The 18,394-nt window shown below is 36.6% G+C and carries 12 protein-coding genes; 2 read left to right on the top strand and 10 right to left on the bottom strand.

The genetic code is table 11. The features are described from left to right. Window positions 1–22 precede the first annotated feature (22 nt). Window positions 23–1,633 carry a response regulator gene (locus tag RHS_RS15580; protein WP_047833705.1) on the bottom strand — a complete coding sequence of 537 codons (1,611 nt, stop codon included), beginning with the start codon at window positions 1,631–1,633 and terminating at the stop codon, window positions 23–25. Between the two features lie 355 nt (window positions 1,634–1,988). Here RHS_RS15580 and RHS_RS15575 point away from each other — a divergent pair, with 355 nt between their 5' ends. Further along, on the top strand, window positions 1,989–2,576 hold the full coding sequence (locus RHS_RS15575; RefSeq protein WP_044293363.1) for a WHG domain-containing protein: 588 nt from the start codon (window positions 1,989–1,991) through the stop codon (window positions 2,574–2,576). A gap of 220 nt (window positions 2,577–2,796) precedes the next feature. Beyond that, on the top strand, window positions 2,797–3,588 hold the full coding sequence (locus RHS_RS15570; RefSeq protein ID WP_044293366.1) for a bifunctional 2-polyprenyl-6-hydroxyphenol methylase/3-demethylubiquinol 3-O-methyltransferase UbiG: 792 nt from the start codon (window positions 2,797–2,799) through the stop codon (window positions 3,586–3,588). Between the two features lie 734 nt (window positions 3,589–4,322). Here RHS_RS15570 and RHS_RS15565 read toward each other — a convergent pair. From RHS_RS15565 to RHS_RS15525, 9 genes are all read right to left on the bottom strand, one after another. Further along, window positions 4,323–6,305, bottom strand: a complete 1,983-nt coding sequence (locus RHS_RS15565) for a TIGR03986 family CRISPR-associated RAMP protein (protein WP_047833704.1) — start codon at window positions 6,303–6,305, stop codon at window positions 4,323–4,325. A gap of 3 nt (window positions 6,306–6,308) precedes the next feature. Then, window positions 6,309–6,728: a hypothetical protein gene (locus RHS_RS15560; RefSeq protein WP_047833703.1), complete on the bottom strand. Its 420-nt coding sequence runs from the start codon at window positions 6,726–6,728 to the stop codon at window positions 6,309–6,311. Then, complete coding sequence (locus tag RHS_RS15555; RefSeq protein ID WP_047833702.1) at window positions 6,725–8,026, bottom strand: RAMP superfamily CRISPR-associated protein; 1,302 nt, start codon at window positions 8,024–8,026, stop codon at window positions 6,725–6,727. Before RHS_RS15555 ends, RHS_RS15560 begins: the two co-directional genes overlap by 4 nt. 4 nt (window positions 8,027–8,030) lie before the next feature. Beyond that, window positions 8,031–10,157: an RAMP superfamily CRISPR-associated protein gene (locus RHS_RS15550; RefSeq protein WP_047833701.1), complete on the bottom strand. Its 2,127-nt coding sequence runs from the start codon at window positions 10,155–10,157 to the stop codon at window positions 8,031–8,033. Continuing rightward, window positions 10,150–11,727 carry a hypothetical protein gene (locus RHS_RS15545; protein ID WP_047833700.1) on the bottom strand — a complete coding sequence of 526 codons (1,578 nt, stop codon included), beginning with the start codon at window positions 11,725–11,727 and terminating at the stop codon, window positions 10,150–10,152. Before RHS_RS15545 ends, RHS_RS15550 begins: the two co-directional genes overlap by 8 nt. Window positions 11,728–11,748: 21 nt before the next feature. Then, a complete protein-coding gene (locus tag RHS_RS15540) occupies window positions 11,749–13,356 on the bottom strand; it encodes a hypothetical protein (protein WP_047833699.1) in 1,608 nt (535 codons plus the stop codon). Window positions 13,357–13,722: 366 nt separating this feature from the next. After that, the gene (locus RHS_RS15535; RefSeq protein ID WP_047833698.1) at window positions 13,723–16,536 is read right to left on the bottom strand and encodes an alpha-L-rhamnosidase; all 2,814 of its coding nucleotides are present in this window, start codon (window positions 16,534–16,536) and stop codon (window positions 13,723–13,725) included. 63 nt (window positions 16,537–16,599) lie between these two features. Next, window positions 16,600–17,472, bottom strand: a complete 873-nt coding sequence (locus RHS_RS15530) for a carbohydrate ABC transporter permease (RefSeq protein ID WP_395022566.1) — start codon at window positions 17,470–17,472, stop codon at window positions 16,600–16,602. Then, entirely contained in the window at window positions 17,462–18,391 is a 930-nt protein-coding gene (locus RHS_RS15525; protein ID WP_047833697.1) for a carbohydrate ABC transporter permease, read from the bottom strand. The genes RHS_RS15530 and RHS_RS15525 overlap by 11 nt, the downstream gene beginning before the upstream one ends. Between the last annotated feature and the right edge of the window lie 3 nt (window positions 18,392–18,394).

The following is an 18,394-nucleotide window of genomic DNA, read 5'->3' as shown; positions in this document are numbered from 1 at the left end:
TATCCTCCTATATCTGCAAGCATTACGAATATAATTTTCGGTATTCATTCGGTTTTAATCCAGTATGCTTTTTAAAGTTTTTCGTAAAATATTTCACATCACTGTACCCCACCTGTTCACATATAACTGCAACATTCAAATTTGTTTTCTTTAGAATATCTTTTGCTGCTGTCATCCTGATCTTAGATAGATATTCCAGAAAAGTACTACCGGTTTCTTTTTTAAAAAGAGAACTAAAATAGGTTGCACTAAAGCCTGCTGCATAACTGACCTCTTCGATTGTGACAGCGTTCATGTAATGATCCTGTATATATAACTTAGCAGTTCTTATAGGCCTGCTATCCTCCTGCTTTTTATCTTCAGCAATTAATTGCAGTCCGTCAGCTATTGCTTCCCCCAGAAAGGAAAACAGCTGCTCTCCGCTGCTGCAATCAGCAGCCTGCTGCCGAAACCGGTTTATACTTGAATAGGCCTCTTTCACAACGATCTGATTATTCCGCATACAAGATATAAAGATATTGCACACCTCCTCTGCCGCTTGTATTACATCATGTCCCGTTATATCAGACTGGCTAAATATATTCTCTTTTAAAATTTCTACGGACGATTTAGCCAATTCAGCATCCATCCGCTCGAAAGCATCCGTCAAAGATTTATTAAAGGCAAAGAACATTGGGTTTGCTGAAATATTTTTAGTTTCAGATGAAACCTCCTCTATGATTTTGCCGGTGCCCGCTATCAACCGCTGCTCCAGTGCCAGTTCCGCTGCTCTGGATGACTGATGCAGTTTTTGTATTTTTTCCACCGCTGTACCAATTCCTATTGTAAATTTCACCTGTTCAAATAAAGCTTCCTGAAGGGTTATTTCATCCAGTAACGCTTTGATTTGTTTTCGGATAATCTTTTTATTTTCCTCCTTATAATTTAACAGGCAGTATTCAGCCCCTGCTATAAAGTAACATTCTATCTCCCAGCATAGTTCTTTAATCCGGTTCAATGCGGCATTAGCAACTTTATCTCCCAGATACTCAATACTTGCTTTACTTAAATCACCACTGTGATCAATTTTTATTATAATAACCTGAAAACAGCCCTCCTGAAATTGAAACTGATATCTATTATTTATATCTTCTAAATAGAATTTCTCTTCTTCCGTCTGCTGCATCAGTAAATCTATAAAAATACTGGAACGGATCTTCTGAATACTCTGTTCCAGCAGCCGCTTTATTTTTTCCTCCCTGGAGCTGTTTTCATTTTTCTTACGATATTTTTCTCGCATTTTATTCAGAGTCTGCATCAGTTCTTCTTTTTTAATAGGTTTTAACAGATAATCATTGACCCCATATTTAATGGCACTTTGCGCATAGTCAAAATGTCGATAACCACTGATAATGATAAATTCTACAAATTCATTAAGCTCTTTTGATTTTTGTATCAGCTCTAAACCATCACATCCAGGCATTCGGATATCCGTAATTACAATATCGGGATTAAAAACTTTTATTTGTTCCAACGCCTCCATCCCGTTATAAGCTATCGACGTTACTTCCATTTCCAATGAAGTCCAATCAATTAGTTTATAAATCAATCGGCACACCTTTTCTTCATCATCCGCAATCATTACCTTGATCATAAACTTTCCTCCACCATTTTACAAAAAATACTCTTTTGTCACCTTCTGTTTCTATTTTACTTTAAATCTTTTGTCACCACCAGACATTTTATCCTGTATTCTGTGGAATTTAATGGTAATTTCAGCAAAATAACCACATTATTTTATATTGCCCAAATATATTTCGACTATATTCTACAATATTCGTATCTAAAATAATAGTATTTTTTTATTTTTCACAAAATATTGGGAAATAATTAAAGTGCACCCTCAAGAAGCATCTAGAATTCCCGCTTGACATATACTATTTAATATGCAACAATAGTTATGCAACATATGTTATTTAATAATTTTATATAAGAAAGTGAATTGGACTATGCCGCCGAAAGCAAAAATAACGAAAGAAATGATTTTAAATATTGTTCTGGAAATTACAAGAGAGTCGGGATTTGAAACTGTAAATGCAAGGAGTATTGCAAATAAACTGCAATGTTCTACAAGACCTATTTTTACCTGTTATGAAAACATGGATCAATTAAAAACGGATTTCCTTGCCTCTGCATATGAATACTATGAACAGTATGTTATCCATTATGGTAATTCTGAAAAAATCAGTCCCCATTTAATTCTTCCTCTTTCCTACATTGAATTTGCCCAGGAAGAAACACATTTATTTAAGTTGTTATTTATCAACGATATGGATTTGAAAATGGCAGAGGCAAAGGATTTTTATAAAGAAATTGATAATGAAAATAAAGCAAGATCTTTTTCGGAAGCCATTGGAGTCGAGTTAGAATGCGCAAAAGTAATATTTTTGGATTTATTCCTATATACTCATGGTATTGCAGTCCTAACCGCGACGAAAAAAATAGAATTGGATAGAAATAGTGCTGAAAAAATGGTGGTAAATTTATTGTCTGCTCTTATAAGACAGGAAAAACCAGATTGGAATTTATCTATTTGAGATTCACCTTGTCAATACAGCATGTGTTATCAGACTGCAAAACAAATGGGAATTAATTATTTAAGATTTTACGATTGCCAATATCGACTGTGATATCAGAATCCAGAAACAAATGGGCTTTAATTATTTTAATTTACGATTGCCAATATTATCTGTGATATCAGAATCCAGAAACAAATGGGCTTTATCTATTAGCTTGACTTGAAAGAAAGGATACCATATGAAAACAAACCAGTACCTAACCGAATTTTACAATAATTATGATGAAGACAGCCGGCTGGCGTTAAAGCATGGGTCGGTTGAATTCCTCACTACGATGCATTATATCGAAAAATACATAAGACCCGGTAACCGGGTGCTTGAAATCGGCGCTGCAACCGGCCGGTATTCCCACGCACTGGCACGTCAGGGTTATGCCGTAGACGCAGTGGAACTAATCCAGCATAACATAGACATTTTCCGTCAAAATACCCAGTCTGATGAGACTATCACCATTACGCAAGGTAATGCTCTGGATTTGTCTGCTTTTTCTGACAATCAATATAACATCACTCTGCTGTTAGGTCCTCTGTACCATCTTTACACCAAAGAAGACAAACAACAGGCCCTGCGCGAAGCAATCCGTGTGACAAAACCGGGCGGTGTGATTTTCGCCGCGTATGTCATATCTGACGGCTGTCTCCTTGACGAAGGGTTCAAACGCGGTAATATCAGTGTTGCCGGATATATTGAAAAGGGCTTGATTGATCCCAAAACATTTGCCGCAAAGTCCCAGCCAAAGGATTTATTTGAACTTGTCCGCAAAGAAAACATAGACGATTTGATGTCTGCATTTTCTGTGTCCCGGCTGCACTACGCAGCATCTGACGGCTGTGCCTTATTGATGCGGGAAGATGTAGATGCAATGGACGATGAAGCATTTGAATTGTTTTTGAATTATCACTTTGCCACCTGCGAGCGGGAAGATTTACTGGGTATTACAAGTCATGCTCTTGACATATTCAGAAAATAGTCTGTGCAGCCCGCTACATCTCGTAATTTCGCAACTTTTTCCTATATGGCTTACTATTACAAATAATTTTATGTGTCATTACTTGAAACAGGGACTCCCTGAAATACTTTACCATCAAGATTTACAAAAGAAGACTGCGGGCGGCGTTTTTGCGTGGATAGGCGGGGTGGAGGCATAGAAATTGCAAAAAATAATTATACTATAATAGACTGACCATAAGAATATGCTCGGGTAATTTTTTTGATTTTTCTGTTTAGATCAGATTGTTATATCGACATTTGCAGTTAACCCGACATATGGATAATCAAAACTATTAAAATACTCAAAATGTGCTTTTCTTTTGTATTCGTCCATATCCAGATATTTGTAGTCCATTGGAATCGCTCTTTCTAAATTTATTTTGGTAAAGAACAACTGCCGTAAAAATATTACTATAATTCAAAGAACTATAATCAATTATTTACGGCAGTTGGTAGAAACGCTTAATCATATTGCAGGTTTATTATGTTGTGGTTTAGCTGATTAAGGAACGCTTTGTAAATTGAGATGGTTCACGGAAAGATGGGAGTGGGAAACTTGTATCTTTCCGAGATTCAGGTTGTCGCCACAAAGCTGGTTTTCTCAGCAGAGTGTGTTTTCGGCAGTTCAGTGTGAAATGTGTGTAACTGTTTGCTGTCAATAATATTTTGCCGGAAAGCCGGACAAAGCAGACTTCTGTCACAATGCCTAATACTTTATTCGCGAGATGTTTTCTTCTTATTCATTTGTTCTAATTTATAGCTTTCCATTCGAGGTAGACTTTTTTTAATTATCATTTTACTTCTACAATTTTTCATACCGGATCCATGATTATCTACAAACCATCGATATCCTTCAAATTCTCCATTTATTTCGTCTCTCTGTCCTTCCACAAATGGATAGGACACAATCTTATCCTTTAGCGCATTAAAAGAAGTCATTAAAAAAAATGCATTTTTAATTTTTTCATCCTCAATAAAACCGACCTCTTTATATGTACCGATTTTATCTTCTGTATCATCTTTCTTATTTTGAAACAAGGAATTTTGAGTATATTCTATTTGATTATTATTAAAAGCTAAAGTTCTAATTTTTACATCCGTGACTTTACATTCAATGCTTCCAAATCCCAGAGGTTTCCCCATTCCTATTTTATATCCGTTCCCACCATCGGTCTTATCTTTCTTGCTGCCACAGTTTAATATCCATATCAATTGTCTCAATTGTTTATTAGATATCTGATCAAAATAGACCTTTCCTATAAATTCTACACCTTTTTTAACAGGTCGTATCGTACGATTCCTGCAAGATGATTTTATGTGTTTATGATCTTTGTCCTTGAACTTATTGCAGTCTAAATTCTGATGCCAATAAAACTTGCGACCATTTAATTTCAGTGTATATGCTGTATTTTTATCATTATAGAGTTTTAGTTCTTTTCCTTGATTCCCATACTGTAGATAATAATCATAAGTCCAAAAATCTATATTTTCATTCTTTAATCCAGGTTTTTGTAAATAAAATTCTGTATTAGAAGGTTTTGGCTGTCCCATCTCAGGAATGGTAACTATTTTTTCATAATAATTTTCATTATTTATCAAAATTTTACTTTGTGCATCTGTTACCCGAATTTTTGAGGCAATAGAGCAGTCATTGCTATCTCCCGTCATTCCAAACAAAGAACACGCCGGACATAATTTGTTTATGGAATTGCATTTATTAATTTCTTTTTTTTCCAGAATATTATAAATGGTGTTATAATATACTTCTCTTGTAATAGATGCACAGGATAAATATAATAATTTATTCTTCACAATTGAATAGTAGACAGGAAAATAACTACCTTTATCTCCTTTTTCAAATGCCTGTAAATTAACATAATATTGTTCATAGGGATTATTTGCGTTCGGTTGTTTCTGATATGTTTCAATTGCATTATGCAGCCTCTTAAGATGATTCTCATCTAGATTAGAGACTTTAATCTTCTTTGATACAAAGATATGCATATTATGCTTCTCATTTCTCGGATCTCCTAACTTGGGTCCTGGCTCTCCTTTTATTATATATCCTTCTTTCACATTCTTTTTTTCACCACGTGTATCATATCTATCTATAATTTTAACTACTTTCCCTTTGCCCTTCTTTCTTCCATGACATTCTGCCGATACCCGCTGCCCTTCTTTGTATCTTTCATTTTCATATTCTTTTTGTTTATAATCTTTCCCCTTATAAGGATAATAGATATAATCTTCTGCCTCATAAAGTTGAAATTTATTATCATCTTTCTTGTACAGTAAACCGGCTTTAAATATTTCCGGCGTCCGCTTACTAATTAACTGATCTTCCATAGCATTATTAAAGCATGAACCTGTTAATGTTTCGTAAATACTTCTAAACACACCTCTAAGTTCACTCCCTGGTATCACAGGTCTTTGACATGTTTCTGCTGGGTTATCAGTTTCTATGTCTCGATATGAATAAAAATCATAAGAGATATGTTTCTCTGTTGTATCCATCTTATCCCTTTTTATATATTTTTCAAACGCGTGGTCATTTTCTGTATCTGGAATAAACAATGGTGACTTTGTTGTTATTTCATATTCAATCACACCCGAAATTAATTCTTCTTCCTCCGAATGAAACTCTGTCTTTTTCTCTGGCAACGGTATAAAATGATAAGGATTTATAAAATTTTCCATATCTCACATTCTCCTCTCCGAAAGATCTGAAATCACTCCTGCCAATCTATAATTATTAATTACAATCATATCATTCTCATCATATGTAATATAATTAACTACTTTTAACTTTTTACTGCTATTTTTCAAGAACATATTTTCTACTTTTACAAATTCTACTCCCTCATCATTCTGTTCTTGTATTATTGCTTCTATATACTTCTGTCTCTCTTCCGAAAACACTGCCCTATACTCTTTTTTCTCATTAAAAATATGTAGTTCCAGTAACTCTCCGTCCTCCCAGTCCTGAGGTTCTCTGAAATTATTTACTGTATCATCATATATTCTAAATAGAACTCCTTTTTTACAATATGCCAAAATGTACCCCGTTGATGGCGCGTTTTTAATTTTTTCTAACCCTAAATTTTTCAAGTTATAAATCAATATACTCTCCTCCTTTCTTGAACACATATTTGTTCCAATGACCGCATATAATCATCTGATTTCCCTTTAGATATATATATTTCTTTTTCACCTTTCTCCATTATTCCATGACCTATGGCAGTCTCTCCACCTACAGGAATGTAACCATTTTGAATATCCTTTACTATTAGAAGCAGCAATCCGACCACCCATTGGTACCCGTCCAGATCCTGCACTTTCAGATTTAAATACAGATTACCCCCTACGTACATCTGCTCTGTATATAATGCCCCTTGAACGGAAGCATTTGTAAACCGATCTATTTTATTTCTCGTTATTATCTTCTGTCTGCCATCCTGCAAACAGCTTTCACTAACGATAAGTTTGGATTCTTTCGCCTCTGCAGACCCTTCATTTATATTTCCAAACAAATATTCCAGCTTTTCTTGGATATTCCTAAGTCCTAGTTCCTTTAAGATACGCTCTGCACCGTTTCTGATCGCTCCACACCAACTCGTTCCCGGAATAACCGAAATATGATTACTTGTAATATGTTTATAATCAGGCGCATCTTTTTTCGCTTGATATTGCCGTATGCTAATTCCTCCTGTAAGTTTAAGAGGAACCTTCAATTCTATATATTTTCGTTTTATATTCGCATCTAAGATGCAATTGATTTCTTTTATTCCATATGATTCCCTATAACATTTTACATCTTTAGGATTAAATTCAATCCAGTCTGCTACAGAATGTTTTCCAACCACAAAATGATTGAACCAGACATTTAGCACTTTGACTTTCCCGTATCCACGGTTTTTCCGATGTCCAAATCGAATTTCTCCACTTACCAAACCAAATATTATTTTTTTAATTTCCTCTTTCAACTCACCTGTATTTAATGAATTTTTTTCCCTGAGAATAAACTCCAAATAAAGCATTCCCACCGCCCCGGTGTCTACCACTTCCATTTCATACTTTCTATTTGTAACTGCTATTTTATTTTTCAAAGATACCCCATCTCTAATTTGAGTAGAGACATCTTTTCCCTCTATGTTCTTTAAATATACATCTGATATAAAAATACTGCTCATCCTAGATTGCTCATTTTCGCTATATCCAAATAAATTTCTACTAACTTCTTCTTCCAGATAGCTTCTCATTACACCTGCTATTGTTGTTCCGGGAATAAAGGGCTTACCATCAAAATCACGTATAATATCATGATCCGTTAACAGCATTTCTCCACTTGCAACGCAAAGAGGAGACTCCAATTGTATTTGCATTGACAGATATATTCTGTCTGTAATGGTATTTTTCATAATTCTACTCCCCCTGCTGTTTTTTCTTCGATTCATTTAAATTTTTCAACTGCAACATAAACGCTTTGATATAACAATGATAGGCATCGTCTTCTGACATATTTATCTTAGAATATAGTTTTTCTATGCTAGTCCATTCTTCCGGCTTCTTGCACTTATAATCTTTCATACTATTTAACCAACTAATTGCAATATCTTTCTTATTCTCATCTTCCCAGGCCTCAACTTCTTCCAAAATTTCCTGTTTATGTGTATGCTCCTTTATAACAAGAAGCAACTTTGCAATAGCAGCATTAGAACTTTTCTTTTGTAAGCTTTTTTCATGTTCTTTCGTACAATTTATAGCTATTGTTTCTATTTTGATTTTAACTTGTCTCGTTAAAATATCTTTTATTAGCGAAGATTTCATCTGTTCTAAGTCTATTTTGAATAAATCGGAACCGCCGCTTTTTCTTTCCAAATCCTTTTTCACTTTCTGGTGATAATTTTCAGGAATATCATATGCCTCACACTCTCCAAATCCCTGACTTGTTCTTTCGCCTAAGAAATCGTTTTTTAGAATACCAATATCCACCGGTATATCTGTTTTGAATACAAAAACACTGCCTTTATCCACTACCTGTATCCATGGCTTGTCCATCTTCCATGTTGCATTATAGCCACCAATTGTTGTATAATTTACAAAAGATTTCTCAACCTTTATCGTTTGTGGATCAAGCTTTAATTTTCTAGCAACAGTAGCTTTTATTTCTGCTATACTAGTAGTATACATACCATCATCATTATATAAAATCAACGGTGCATTACATTTTAAAACAAACCGTTTGGACTCATGAAACACTGAAGGTCCTTCTATATTTTTATCAAAAGTTATTCTCACTTCTCCATACTCTGCGGTTCTATTGTTACCCATCCTGAAATAAGGCTTTCTTTCCATCATTTGCTTTACTTCCATAATCTGGCTATGACTTCCCCTCAAAAACCCACAAAACTTCTGTCCTTTACAAAGTGCAGATAATTGGTAAAGCTCTGCGCCATTCTCATTTAACCTCGTTCTCCCTACCCCTTTATCTTCAGACCTGGAATGGTGATATTTGATTTCACTTTCAGGAATCAGATACTTTATTCCTTCTTCATAAGAATGCATATACCCTCCTGCCATTGGCAAAACTTGAGCCGAATCCGACTGACTGTCCTCGTGAACTCTATCTTTTATAATGAAGTCAGGAAAATCATCTTTGTCATGATAATAAGATGCGGGAATGGGTGTATATCGTTCTTCATCTTCAGATAAATAGGCATTACTTATCTGAAAATTCCCCTTTTTCATGAATTGACCGTATGCGATGTTACCAAGCTGCCCCGCAATATACCCTAACAGCTTTCCACCCTCTATATAATCCTGATTATGTATGAGTCCGTTCCCACTTCCCCTGAATAATACAGGAGACTTTAATTCAATCCAATACTTCATTGTAACATTTTTATTTGAAACTGCTTCCTGTTCTATTATCTCTGGATTTCTATTATGAACTTCATATTTTTGCTTTTCGCAAGCTTGGGCTTCCGTTATCAAAGAGACTTTTATCTCACCCAGTCCTCTGGTTCTGTTATATCCCACATGTCTCCACACTTTACAGCATTTTTCCAGATCTTGTTCATTGTCTTTGGAACATTCTACTTTGGCAATGAATACAAGTCCTTTCTTTAGAACTCTAATTGATCTAAGTGAGTTATCTTCTGCCGCCCCATTTGCGTTAATAGCTGTTTGTGTCCTGATATAGGTGAAATGATCTAATACATTTTGTTCATGAATAATAGTTGGGCTGTCTGTATTCATTATTTTATTAATATCTTCCATATAGTCAGCTTCATCTATCAGTTTTCCATTTCCAAAAGAAACTCCGGCTATTATGCTGTCAGTTTTACCAAATAAGCAATCGATGTTTATCTTCTCTCCCATGTCATTCAATTCCATAGCAGTCTCTCTTAAACACCCCTTAATACGCTTTGCCGGAATGTAAGGCAATCCATAACTATCATAACAGATGTCGGTATCAATATAGCTGTTATATCGTTCCCCATCTGAAATACAAGTGTCACTTAGTAATGTAATTCTGATTTTAGCCATTTATGCCCACCTCCTCATATAGATCTATCATTTCAACCACATCATACCATGCAGCTATATTCTTCTGATCACCAATATATGCTTCTTCTGTGAATAACACATCGTCCTTTGCTATTTTTCCTTTTGCTTTTCCATATTCCAAAATCTGCTTCACTTCATGTTTTCCGCCTGAATAAGCATCTCTTAATTTCCTTGAAAACCCCTTTATGTTTTTAAAATAGTTATAGTCTTTTTTAAAATCATCAATATTACACTCTATATTTTTCTTCTGTAAATTTACTGCTGTCCATACTGAATTATCCTCCCGAAATGGGATATAGTACGGACGTCTTAAAAGGAATGTTTCGTCGGGCACGTTATAATTTTTACGCCGAAACTCCTGCAGATTCACGGCCTGTACTTCCTTGCAAATCTGAAAATCCACATAACTGCCAACGATCTGTAGGGGATCTGATCCATTGTTTATTTCTACATGACACATACTTTCTCTGGCTGATAATTTTGCCGCTTTCTTTGCACTGCTGCAACACTGCTCTGCTATCTCATAGCCAAAGGAGAATGGAAAGTGAGAATGTACATATGCGATTCCAGCACATGCAGTAAAACCATAATTTATCAGATCTTCTTCATTATTTTCTCCATACATTTTTTTGTTCATAATATCCTTTAAAAACCATTCTGTGAGACTTAGCGCATATTTGCCTTTGCATACAAATGTGACATCATCACCGCCAAGAATAATTTTTTGAATACATCTCTTATTATCTTGAATTGAATTTGATATGCTCTCCATTTTTTCATAGGTTTCTTGAAAACTTTTCTTTATATTCTTAGAAATTTCACGAATTCTGGGTATTGCTTTTTCATACATAGATATCCCGCTAAGCAATTTGCGGATTCTCTGCCCCATGTTATTGCCATCAATATGCACGATAGCGATTGTACTGTCCTCAAACTTTTTCGTCATTTCATCAAGGCTAATGTATGTCTCATTCATCTCTTTTACTTTTGATAATTTCAAGTAAGTCTCTTCACTTACTTCTTCAAATTTATTCCAATCAGTTTCAGAAACTCTTGCAAGTGGAAACCCGGTTGACACTTCTTTGCGAACAATTGGCAATGCTCCCAAAAGTGTGGACTTAGGCATAGCTGATTTAACTTCACTCATCTTTTGTTGTATATTTTCATAGTCATTCGTATAATTATAAGAAATATCTACCATGGCCGTAGCAAGCTGCAGAGAATATGTTTTCTCTAATATATTACGCGCGAGCCTTTGATTTATATTATGTGCAATTTGTTGATCACCATAGATTACATATGCATTTCCACCACCAACAAATAGAACATTTGCATGATATACGTCTTCAAACTCTTCTTGTTCTTCCCAATCCATGAAATATGTAAAATCTGGAAACTCATTTTTGTATTCCTGGAATACTTTATAAAGTGAACCCATTATAACGTCTTCCACCAGCATAGATGCACCAATAATTTCTTTTAGTTTGTTGGTTTTAAATATGTAGTTTTGTATTCCTCGTATGTCGTACATAGCTAATTGTTTTTTCATAGCCGTTCCTCCCTTATTATTTTATTTTTCTGTTTTCCAAGTCTCCCAAAGATTTTTGTCCAATATATGTTCCTCAATATCTAAGGACTTTATCTCTTTATTAATGTTAGTTTCTTTAAGTAAATCAAATAATTTTAGATAATCATTTATTTTATTTGTCACTTCATCTACCTCATTGACAATACGCTTTATATCAAGTGCATGATTGGCATTATTTCGGTGCGATTTTAACTTATAATGAAGATATAAAAAATATTCTAAAATATTTTTATGATTTTCGATGTTGTCAAATACAAATATATTAAAATAATGTTTCTTATTTTCGATATTTATACTTAAATATAAGACTTTTTCTTTTTTATATTTCAAAGTACCACTATAATATATTTTTGTTGCTACAGTTTCAACTATACAATTTTCAATTGATTTTTTTTTGTTACTTTTTAATTTATTAATTACCATACTATTATTATCTTGTTCTACAAGAAGTCCGGCTTTAACAATCTCTGTCGGCATCTTAGCTTCAACCAAAGTTAATGCCTGCTGTATAAAATTCTTTTTAAGACACCAACGTATTTGGTTTTCACAGGAATAATCATCGAATAAATCTTGATACTCATTATTTATTCTATCAATAAAAATTTCTATAATAGAATTACTTTTTTTAATTTCCTTATTTTTAAATAAACTTTTTAAATTCTTTACATTTTCTCCAAAAGCAGTCATATTACACAGCTGGATTGCTTCAGATATTCCAGTAATGCATTTCAACAATTCACTGTAGTCACCATCTTGTTTGATTGCGTTAAAATAAGCATTTAGTCTGGCTGCACTCCCAAAATTAATAAACTCATTCATTCCCGCCATAAAAGTAAATACTTGATATTTTTCATTTTCCGTGATAATTTTACCTTTTTTCGTATTATTATTAGCCTCAATACCATATATCCCTTTCGGCTCTATCTCTTCATCCTTTAACAAATAGATTATGGCATTCATTAAAAATTGAATATTTCTCAATCCGCCATGTGTATCTATCCATAGACTATAATCCTTATTATTCTTTTTATCGCGTATTTTAGTTACTATCTCAAGGAATTTATCTCCTGGTACTTTAGATTCTTCCTTTATTATTACAGGTTTGAAATCTGGAATGTGATATTCTTTTAATTTGCACCAATTCTTAATTCGTTCTTCAAAAAATTTTCTGGAAGATATATTTGAAGTTATTATCTTTTCAGAATTATTATTATCATTAGCGGTACTACTACTATTTTCTGTCTTATCATTTTCTTTAACAGTAAATGAAATATTTTTTTCTGTTTCTTCCGTAGAAATTATTAAAATCTCATCTAATTGTTCACCTGCATTTCTCAAATCTACAATCAGCTTTTTAGGGATCACTTCTAACTGACTTAATCCAGTGATTTTCTCACCCTCCTGATCCTTTTCCAGATCTGAATATTCCCATATGACTTTCCTACATTCTTCTTGTTCATCTGTTGAATTTATATTTATATACTTTTTTAATAATGCCTGTAAATCTTCCGAAGTTTTTACTTTCCCATTAAAAGCATAGAAGGTACTCATACTCAATAGCAATTGATTATATTTTTCTTTATTTTCCATATAATATTTCCTTTCTAATTATATAGTTTGTAATTCCTTTCTTTATAGGTTTATTCTAAATTTTAATATTTATAATTATACTAAAACATTAACCTTTTGTATATAAGTAATTGTAATTTTTTACCATATATTCATCTGGTTTCTACTTAAGTATATAAATTTACCCAATATTTAAATACAAACAGCAATATTTTTTATTCATTATATCAAAAAATCGCCACTTCCATAGTGACGATTTTATACTTGCTTATAATTTTCTATTAACAATCCAATTACTTCAATTTTTTATTCCAACAAGTTAACTTTTTCAATTATTGCGATATCCCAATTATCTAATATATGAAATATTCCTTTTTAATTCATCTTTTACCACTTCCCAATCCCACAAACATACCCCTCAATTTCCTCCAAAACCTCCTCATCCAGTCCCAGCCTGGTTCCGATCCCAAGAAAAAATGGCAGTTTTGACATCTCAGTAAGAGTCATATTCTGTATCTCCGCTCCATCTGTATGAACCAGCATAGGTACTTTTTTATACAGATAGTCTTTAATGACCGGATTGTGCACCAGCTCTTTCACACTGTCCTCCAAGTGATAACATGGGCGGTAATTATCGGAAAGTACATATTCGAATACCCACTCGCCTGCATCTGCAGGTATTATGCTTTCCGGCTGGTATGGCTGTTCTTCTCCATTTAGAATTACTTTGCCAGGACAGCAGGGCAGAGTAATTTCTGCTGTGGCATCAAATGGAATGCTGCAGGTTAATAACATTTTATTGTCCTTTTGGATTTCCCAGCGGATTTTATATACACCGGCTGCTGTCTTAAGCACCGTCTCCATCCACCCTGCTCCCGGATGGATCTGAGGCTTTATAGATACGTGTTTAAAACCGGCGCCGTCACTTTGAGGCTTAATTCCTGCCATCCGGGAATACATCCATTCCTGTACGGAGCCATTGGCATAATGGTTCAGGGAATTCATGCCGCTGTCACTCATACTTCCGTCCGGATTCAGTGCATCCCACCGCTCCCACATAGTAGTGGCACCTAGAGTCACAGGATACAGCCAGCCGGGGTATTCTTTATCAAGCAGGATCCGGAAAGCCAGATCACTGCGCCCGCACCTGGACAATGCTTCTAAAATAAAAGGTGTGCCAACAAACCCCGTTTTGAGACTGTAGCCATCTTTTCGTATCCGCAGCAGAAATTGTTCTTTGATCAGTTCCAGCTGCTCTTTTTCCCGGACCAGTTCGAAGACTATTGCCACCGTATAGGCTGCCTGGGTATCAATACTTAGTTTGCCGTTTGCCGTAAAATACTCCTTGAGGATAGCATTTCGGATTTGCTCTGCCTTCCTGCTGTATTTTTCACAGTCCGCCCCTTTTCCTAAAACACCGGCTGACTTTGCCAGCAGATTTACGGAGTAGTAAAAATACGCGGAAGAAATGTAGTATACGTCTGTTCCTCCGGTAGGCATATGGTAACATCCGCCGTCCAGTGCAAGCCAGTCCCCGTAGTGGAATCCGTTCTGCCACAGACTGGGGTCTGTTCCGTGTTCACTATTCTGCCTGTCTATATAAGAAATCCATGCTTTCATACTCTCATATTGTTCCGCCAGTATGCCGGAATCCCCATAATATTGATACAGGACCCATGGGATGATCACGGCTGCATCCCCCCAGGCTGCCGATGTCCGTTCATTTCTTCCGACAGAGGGTACGATCTGCGGAACCAGTCCTTTGGTATCTGCCTGTTCCAGGGAAATGTCATTGAGATATTTACGAAAAAACTCATAGCAGTCCATATTCAGACATGCAGTTCCTGCAAAGATCTGTGCATCACCTGTCCAGCCCATTTTTTCATCCCGCTGGGGGCAGTCTGTTGGAATATCCAGAAAATTACCCTTCTGGCTCCATAAAATATTGGAAATCAACTGATTCAGATCCTCGTTACCGGTCTTCATCGTACCGGTCTCCTCCAGATCGCTGTACAGAACCTCCCCTCTGAAATCTTCCTGCCGGACATTTTCTATTCCAGTAATTCTTACATAACGGAATCCAAAAAACGTCAATGCTGCATGTACTGTCTTTTCCTGTCCATCGGAAATATAATCATATCTGGCCTTAGCCGTCCTGTAGTTTTTATTATAAAAGCAACCGTCCTGCAGCACTTCTCCGTGCTCCAGACTGATCAGCGTACCTGCTTTTTCCCGGCAGGTAAAAGCGACCCAGCCCACCATATTCTGTCCCATGTCAAGAACAGTTTCTCCTTTGGAGGTAACAATAACCGCCACGGGTTTCAGGATCTCTTTCACCTTTACCGGAAGTCCCAGCCGTTCCTTCACCACACTTCTATCCAGATTTCCTGCCTTTACCGGAAACCGCCCGGAATCATCCAGGGTATCATCCCTGTATTCTCCATCATAAATGTCGCTGAAGATAATTTTACTCTTTTTCACCTGCCAGTTCAGATCGGAACATAGTACAAGCTCACCGTCCACATACAGGTCAGCCAGCAGCTCAAATGCTTTTCCACTCCGGTAATCATTATTTTGACGGTATCCATATAAGCCTTTATACCAGCCGTCTCCTGCTATCACCTCGATATCGTTTTTCCCGCAGTGAAGCATACTCCCTACATCATAAGTCTGGTACTGTACATAATGGTGATAAACCGTAAGACCGGGCGCCAGTACCTCATCTCCCACCCGATTCCCGTTTACATACACTTCATAGACACCGAGACAGCACAGATACAGTCTGGCTGACTCCGGCTTTTTATCCAATACAAATTCTCTTACAAATGTAGGCTGTACGGACGGGGCAAGATCCGGTGTAATACACTGTCCGGTAAATCCCCCTTCCATAAGGCCGGTTTCAAACCATTCCTTAACGCTTTCTTTTTCATTTCCATTTTCATCCCACACACTGACTTTCCAGTAATAGCGTGTCCTTGGTTCCAGGGGAAAAGAAAGCTGCGTTCCTAATCCGGATACCCCGGCAGATCTTCCGGTATCATATACGATATCCGTAAAACTTACATCCCGGGAAACCAGAATCCTGGCACTTTCCTGTCTCATCCCAGCATCATTCTCTGTAATATAAGATGCAGTCAGTGTCTTATACAGATAGCCCTGCGGACGTTTGATATGGTTTATTTTCAAGCTGTGAATCTTCATCGTATGCCACCTTCCTTTCTTGTGAGTGTCTGAAAAACACTTGTACCATTTTTCAGACACGCTTTAGCCTTTCACACTTCCTGCTGTTAACGACGATATAAAATACTTCTGTAAAAATAAGAAAACCAGATACAGCGGAATCACAATCATGCAGATCGCTGCACATAAGAGGGGCCAGTTCGTTCCGAATTCACCTTTAAAGTTCATCAATCCTACGGTGAGGGGTAGTCCGCTGACAGTTGTTATGGTCGCTGTTTTCGCCCACATCAGTTCTCCCCATACGAAGGTAAAGTTCATTACAATACAGGTTGCCAGCGCTCCTTTCATAAGAGGCAGCACAATCTTAAACAGGTTGCGGATTTCACCGGAGCCGTCAATTCTTGCCGCTTCCAGCAGCTCTTTTGGTATGGTGTCAAAAAAGTTTTTCAGAATTATAGTGGTTCCGGGTATGGACCAGCCTACATAGGCAATGATAATCGGCAGATATTTCACCCCCAGCATCCCAAGCCTGGACATCATCATGTAGAGCGGGATAATGATCGTCTCTGTGGGCAGCAGCTGAATAGCAAAACACAGCATAATAATCACACCTGTATGGGGAATGCGGAGTCTGGCAAGAGAGTAAGCCGCCATAACGGATATTACTTCTATACTTACCAGCGAAACTGCTGCAATAATAATACTGTTTATAAAATACTCCCCGATATGTCCCTGGGTAAATGCTTTTACAAAGTTATCAACACCAAGGGAATGGGGCATTGCCCAGATATTGGCAAAAAATTCTTCCAGGGTTTTAAATGAGGTCTGCAGGGAAAATAACACGGGATAAATCCAGATCAATACCAGTGAAATCAATATCACACGGCAGACCACTGCAAATGTATTAAATTTCTTTTTTGGTGCCCGGCAGGCAATTGCCGCTGTCTTAGTACTCATATTTATCCCCTCCCACTCCTTTTCTCAAAATGGCTAAAATAACGATGACGATGATTGCATAGATTACGCTGTTGGATGCCGCCAGACCATATTTATTAAACATAAATGCCTGCTCAATTATTTTCAGGGGTGCCGTTTTAGAAATATCCCCGGGTCCTCCTCCGGTCATTGCAAATACGATGTCATAGGTTTTGAAAGCACTCATGACGCACATGGACAATGCCAGCTGTATGGTAGGCTTCACAAGGGGCAGGATTATATGGCGTACTTCCTGTCTGTAGGTTGCACCATCCAGTTTGGATGATTCAAACAAATCAACCGGCAGGCCGATAATTCCCGTAAACACCAGCATCATCACGGTACCGCTGCTGCGCCATCCCTGCACCAGTCCGATCACGGTCAGAACAAGGCCTTTCTTTGCCAGCCATGCATTTTGCAGAGATTCCAATCCGATCAGACCCAGAATATTATTCAAAAGTCCTTCATCGGTAGCTAATACCAAAGTAAATAATAAACCAACCACGGACAAGGGAAGCATAACAGGGCTGTAGAACACAAAGCGGTAAATAGCCCCCTCCACCTTTGTTACTTTATAGATTAGTAAGGAAAGACAAATTCCTATTACCATGGCCGTTGCTGTTGCAATCATGGCAATGACCAGTGAATAGCCGATTGCTTTCATGCTGGATTTGTCTGCAAAAACCTTCATAAAATTCCCAATTCCGTTGAAGGTCATTGCAGACACTCCATCCCAGTTACAAAAACTTAAAACCACATTCCAGATAACCGGAATAATTGTGGCAAATGTTACGATAACCAATGCAGGCAGACTGAACAATCCCCCGATAAGCTGGAGCTTGCGTGTACTGCTCATGGCTTTTCTGCCAACCTTTTTTACTGACGTAGATTTTTCTGCCATTTT

This window comes from Robinsoniella sp. RHS (assembly GCF_001029355.1).
GTDB lineage: Bacteria > Bacillota > Clostridia > Lachnospirales > Lachnospiraceae > Robinsoniella > Robinsoniella peoriensis.
Note: the sequence above shows the minus strand (reverse complement) of the source record. Positions and strands in the feature narration are given on the sequence as shown.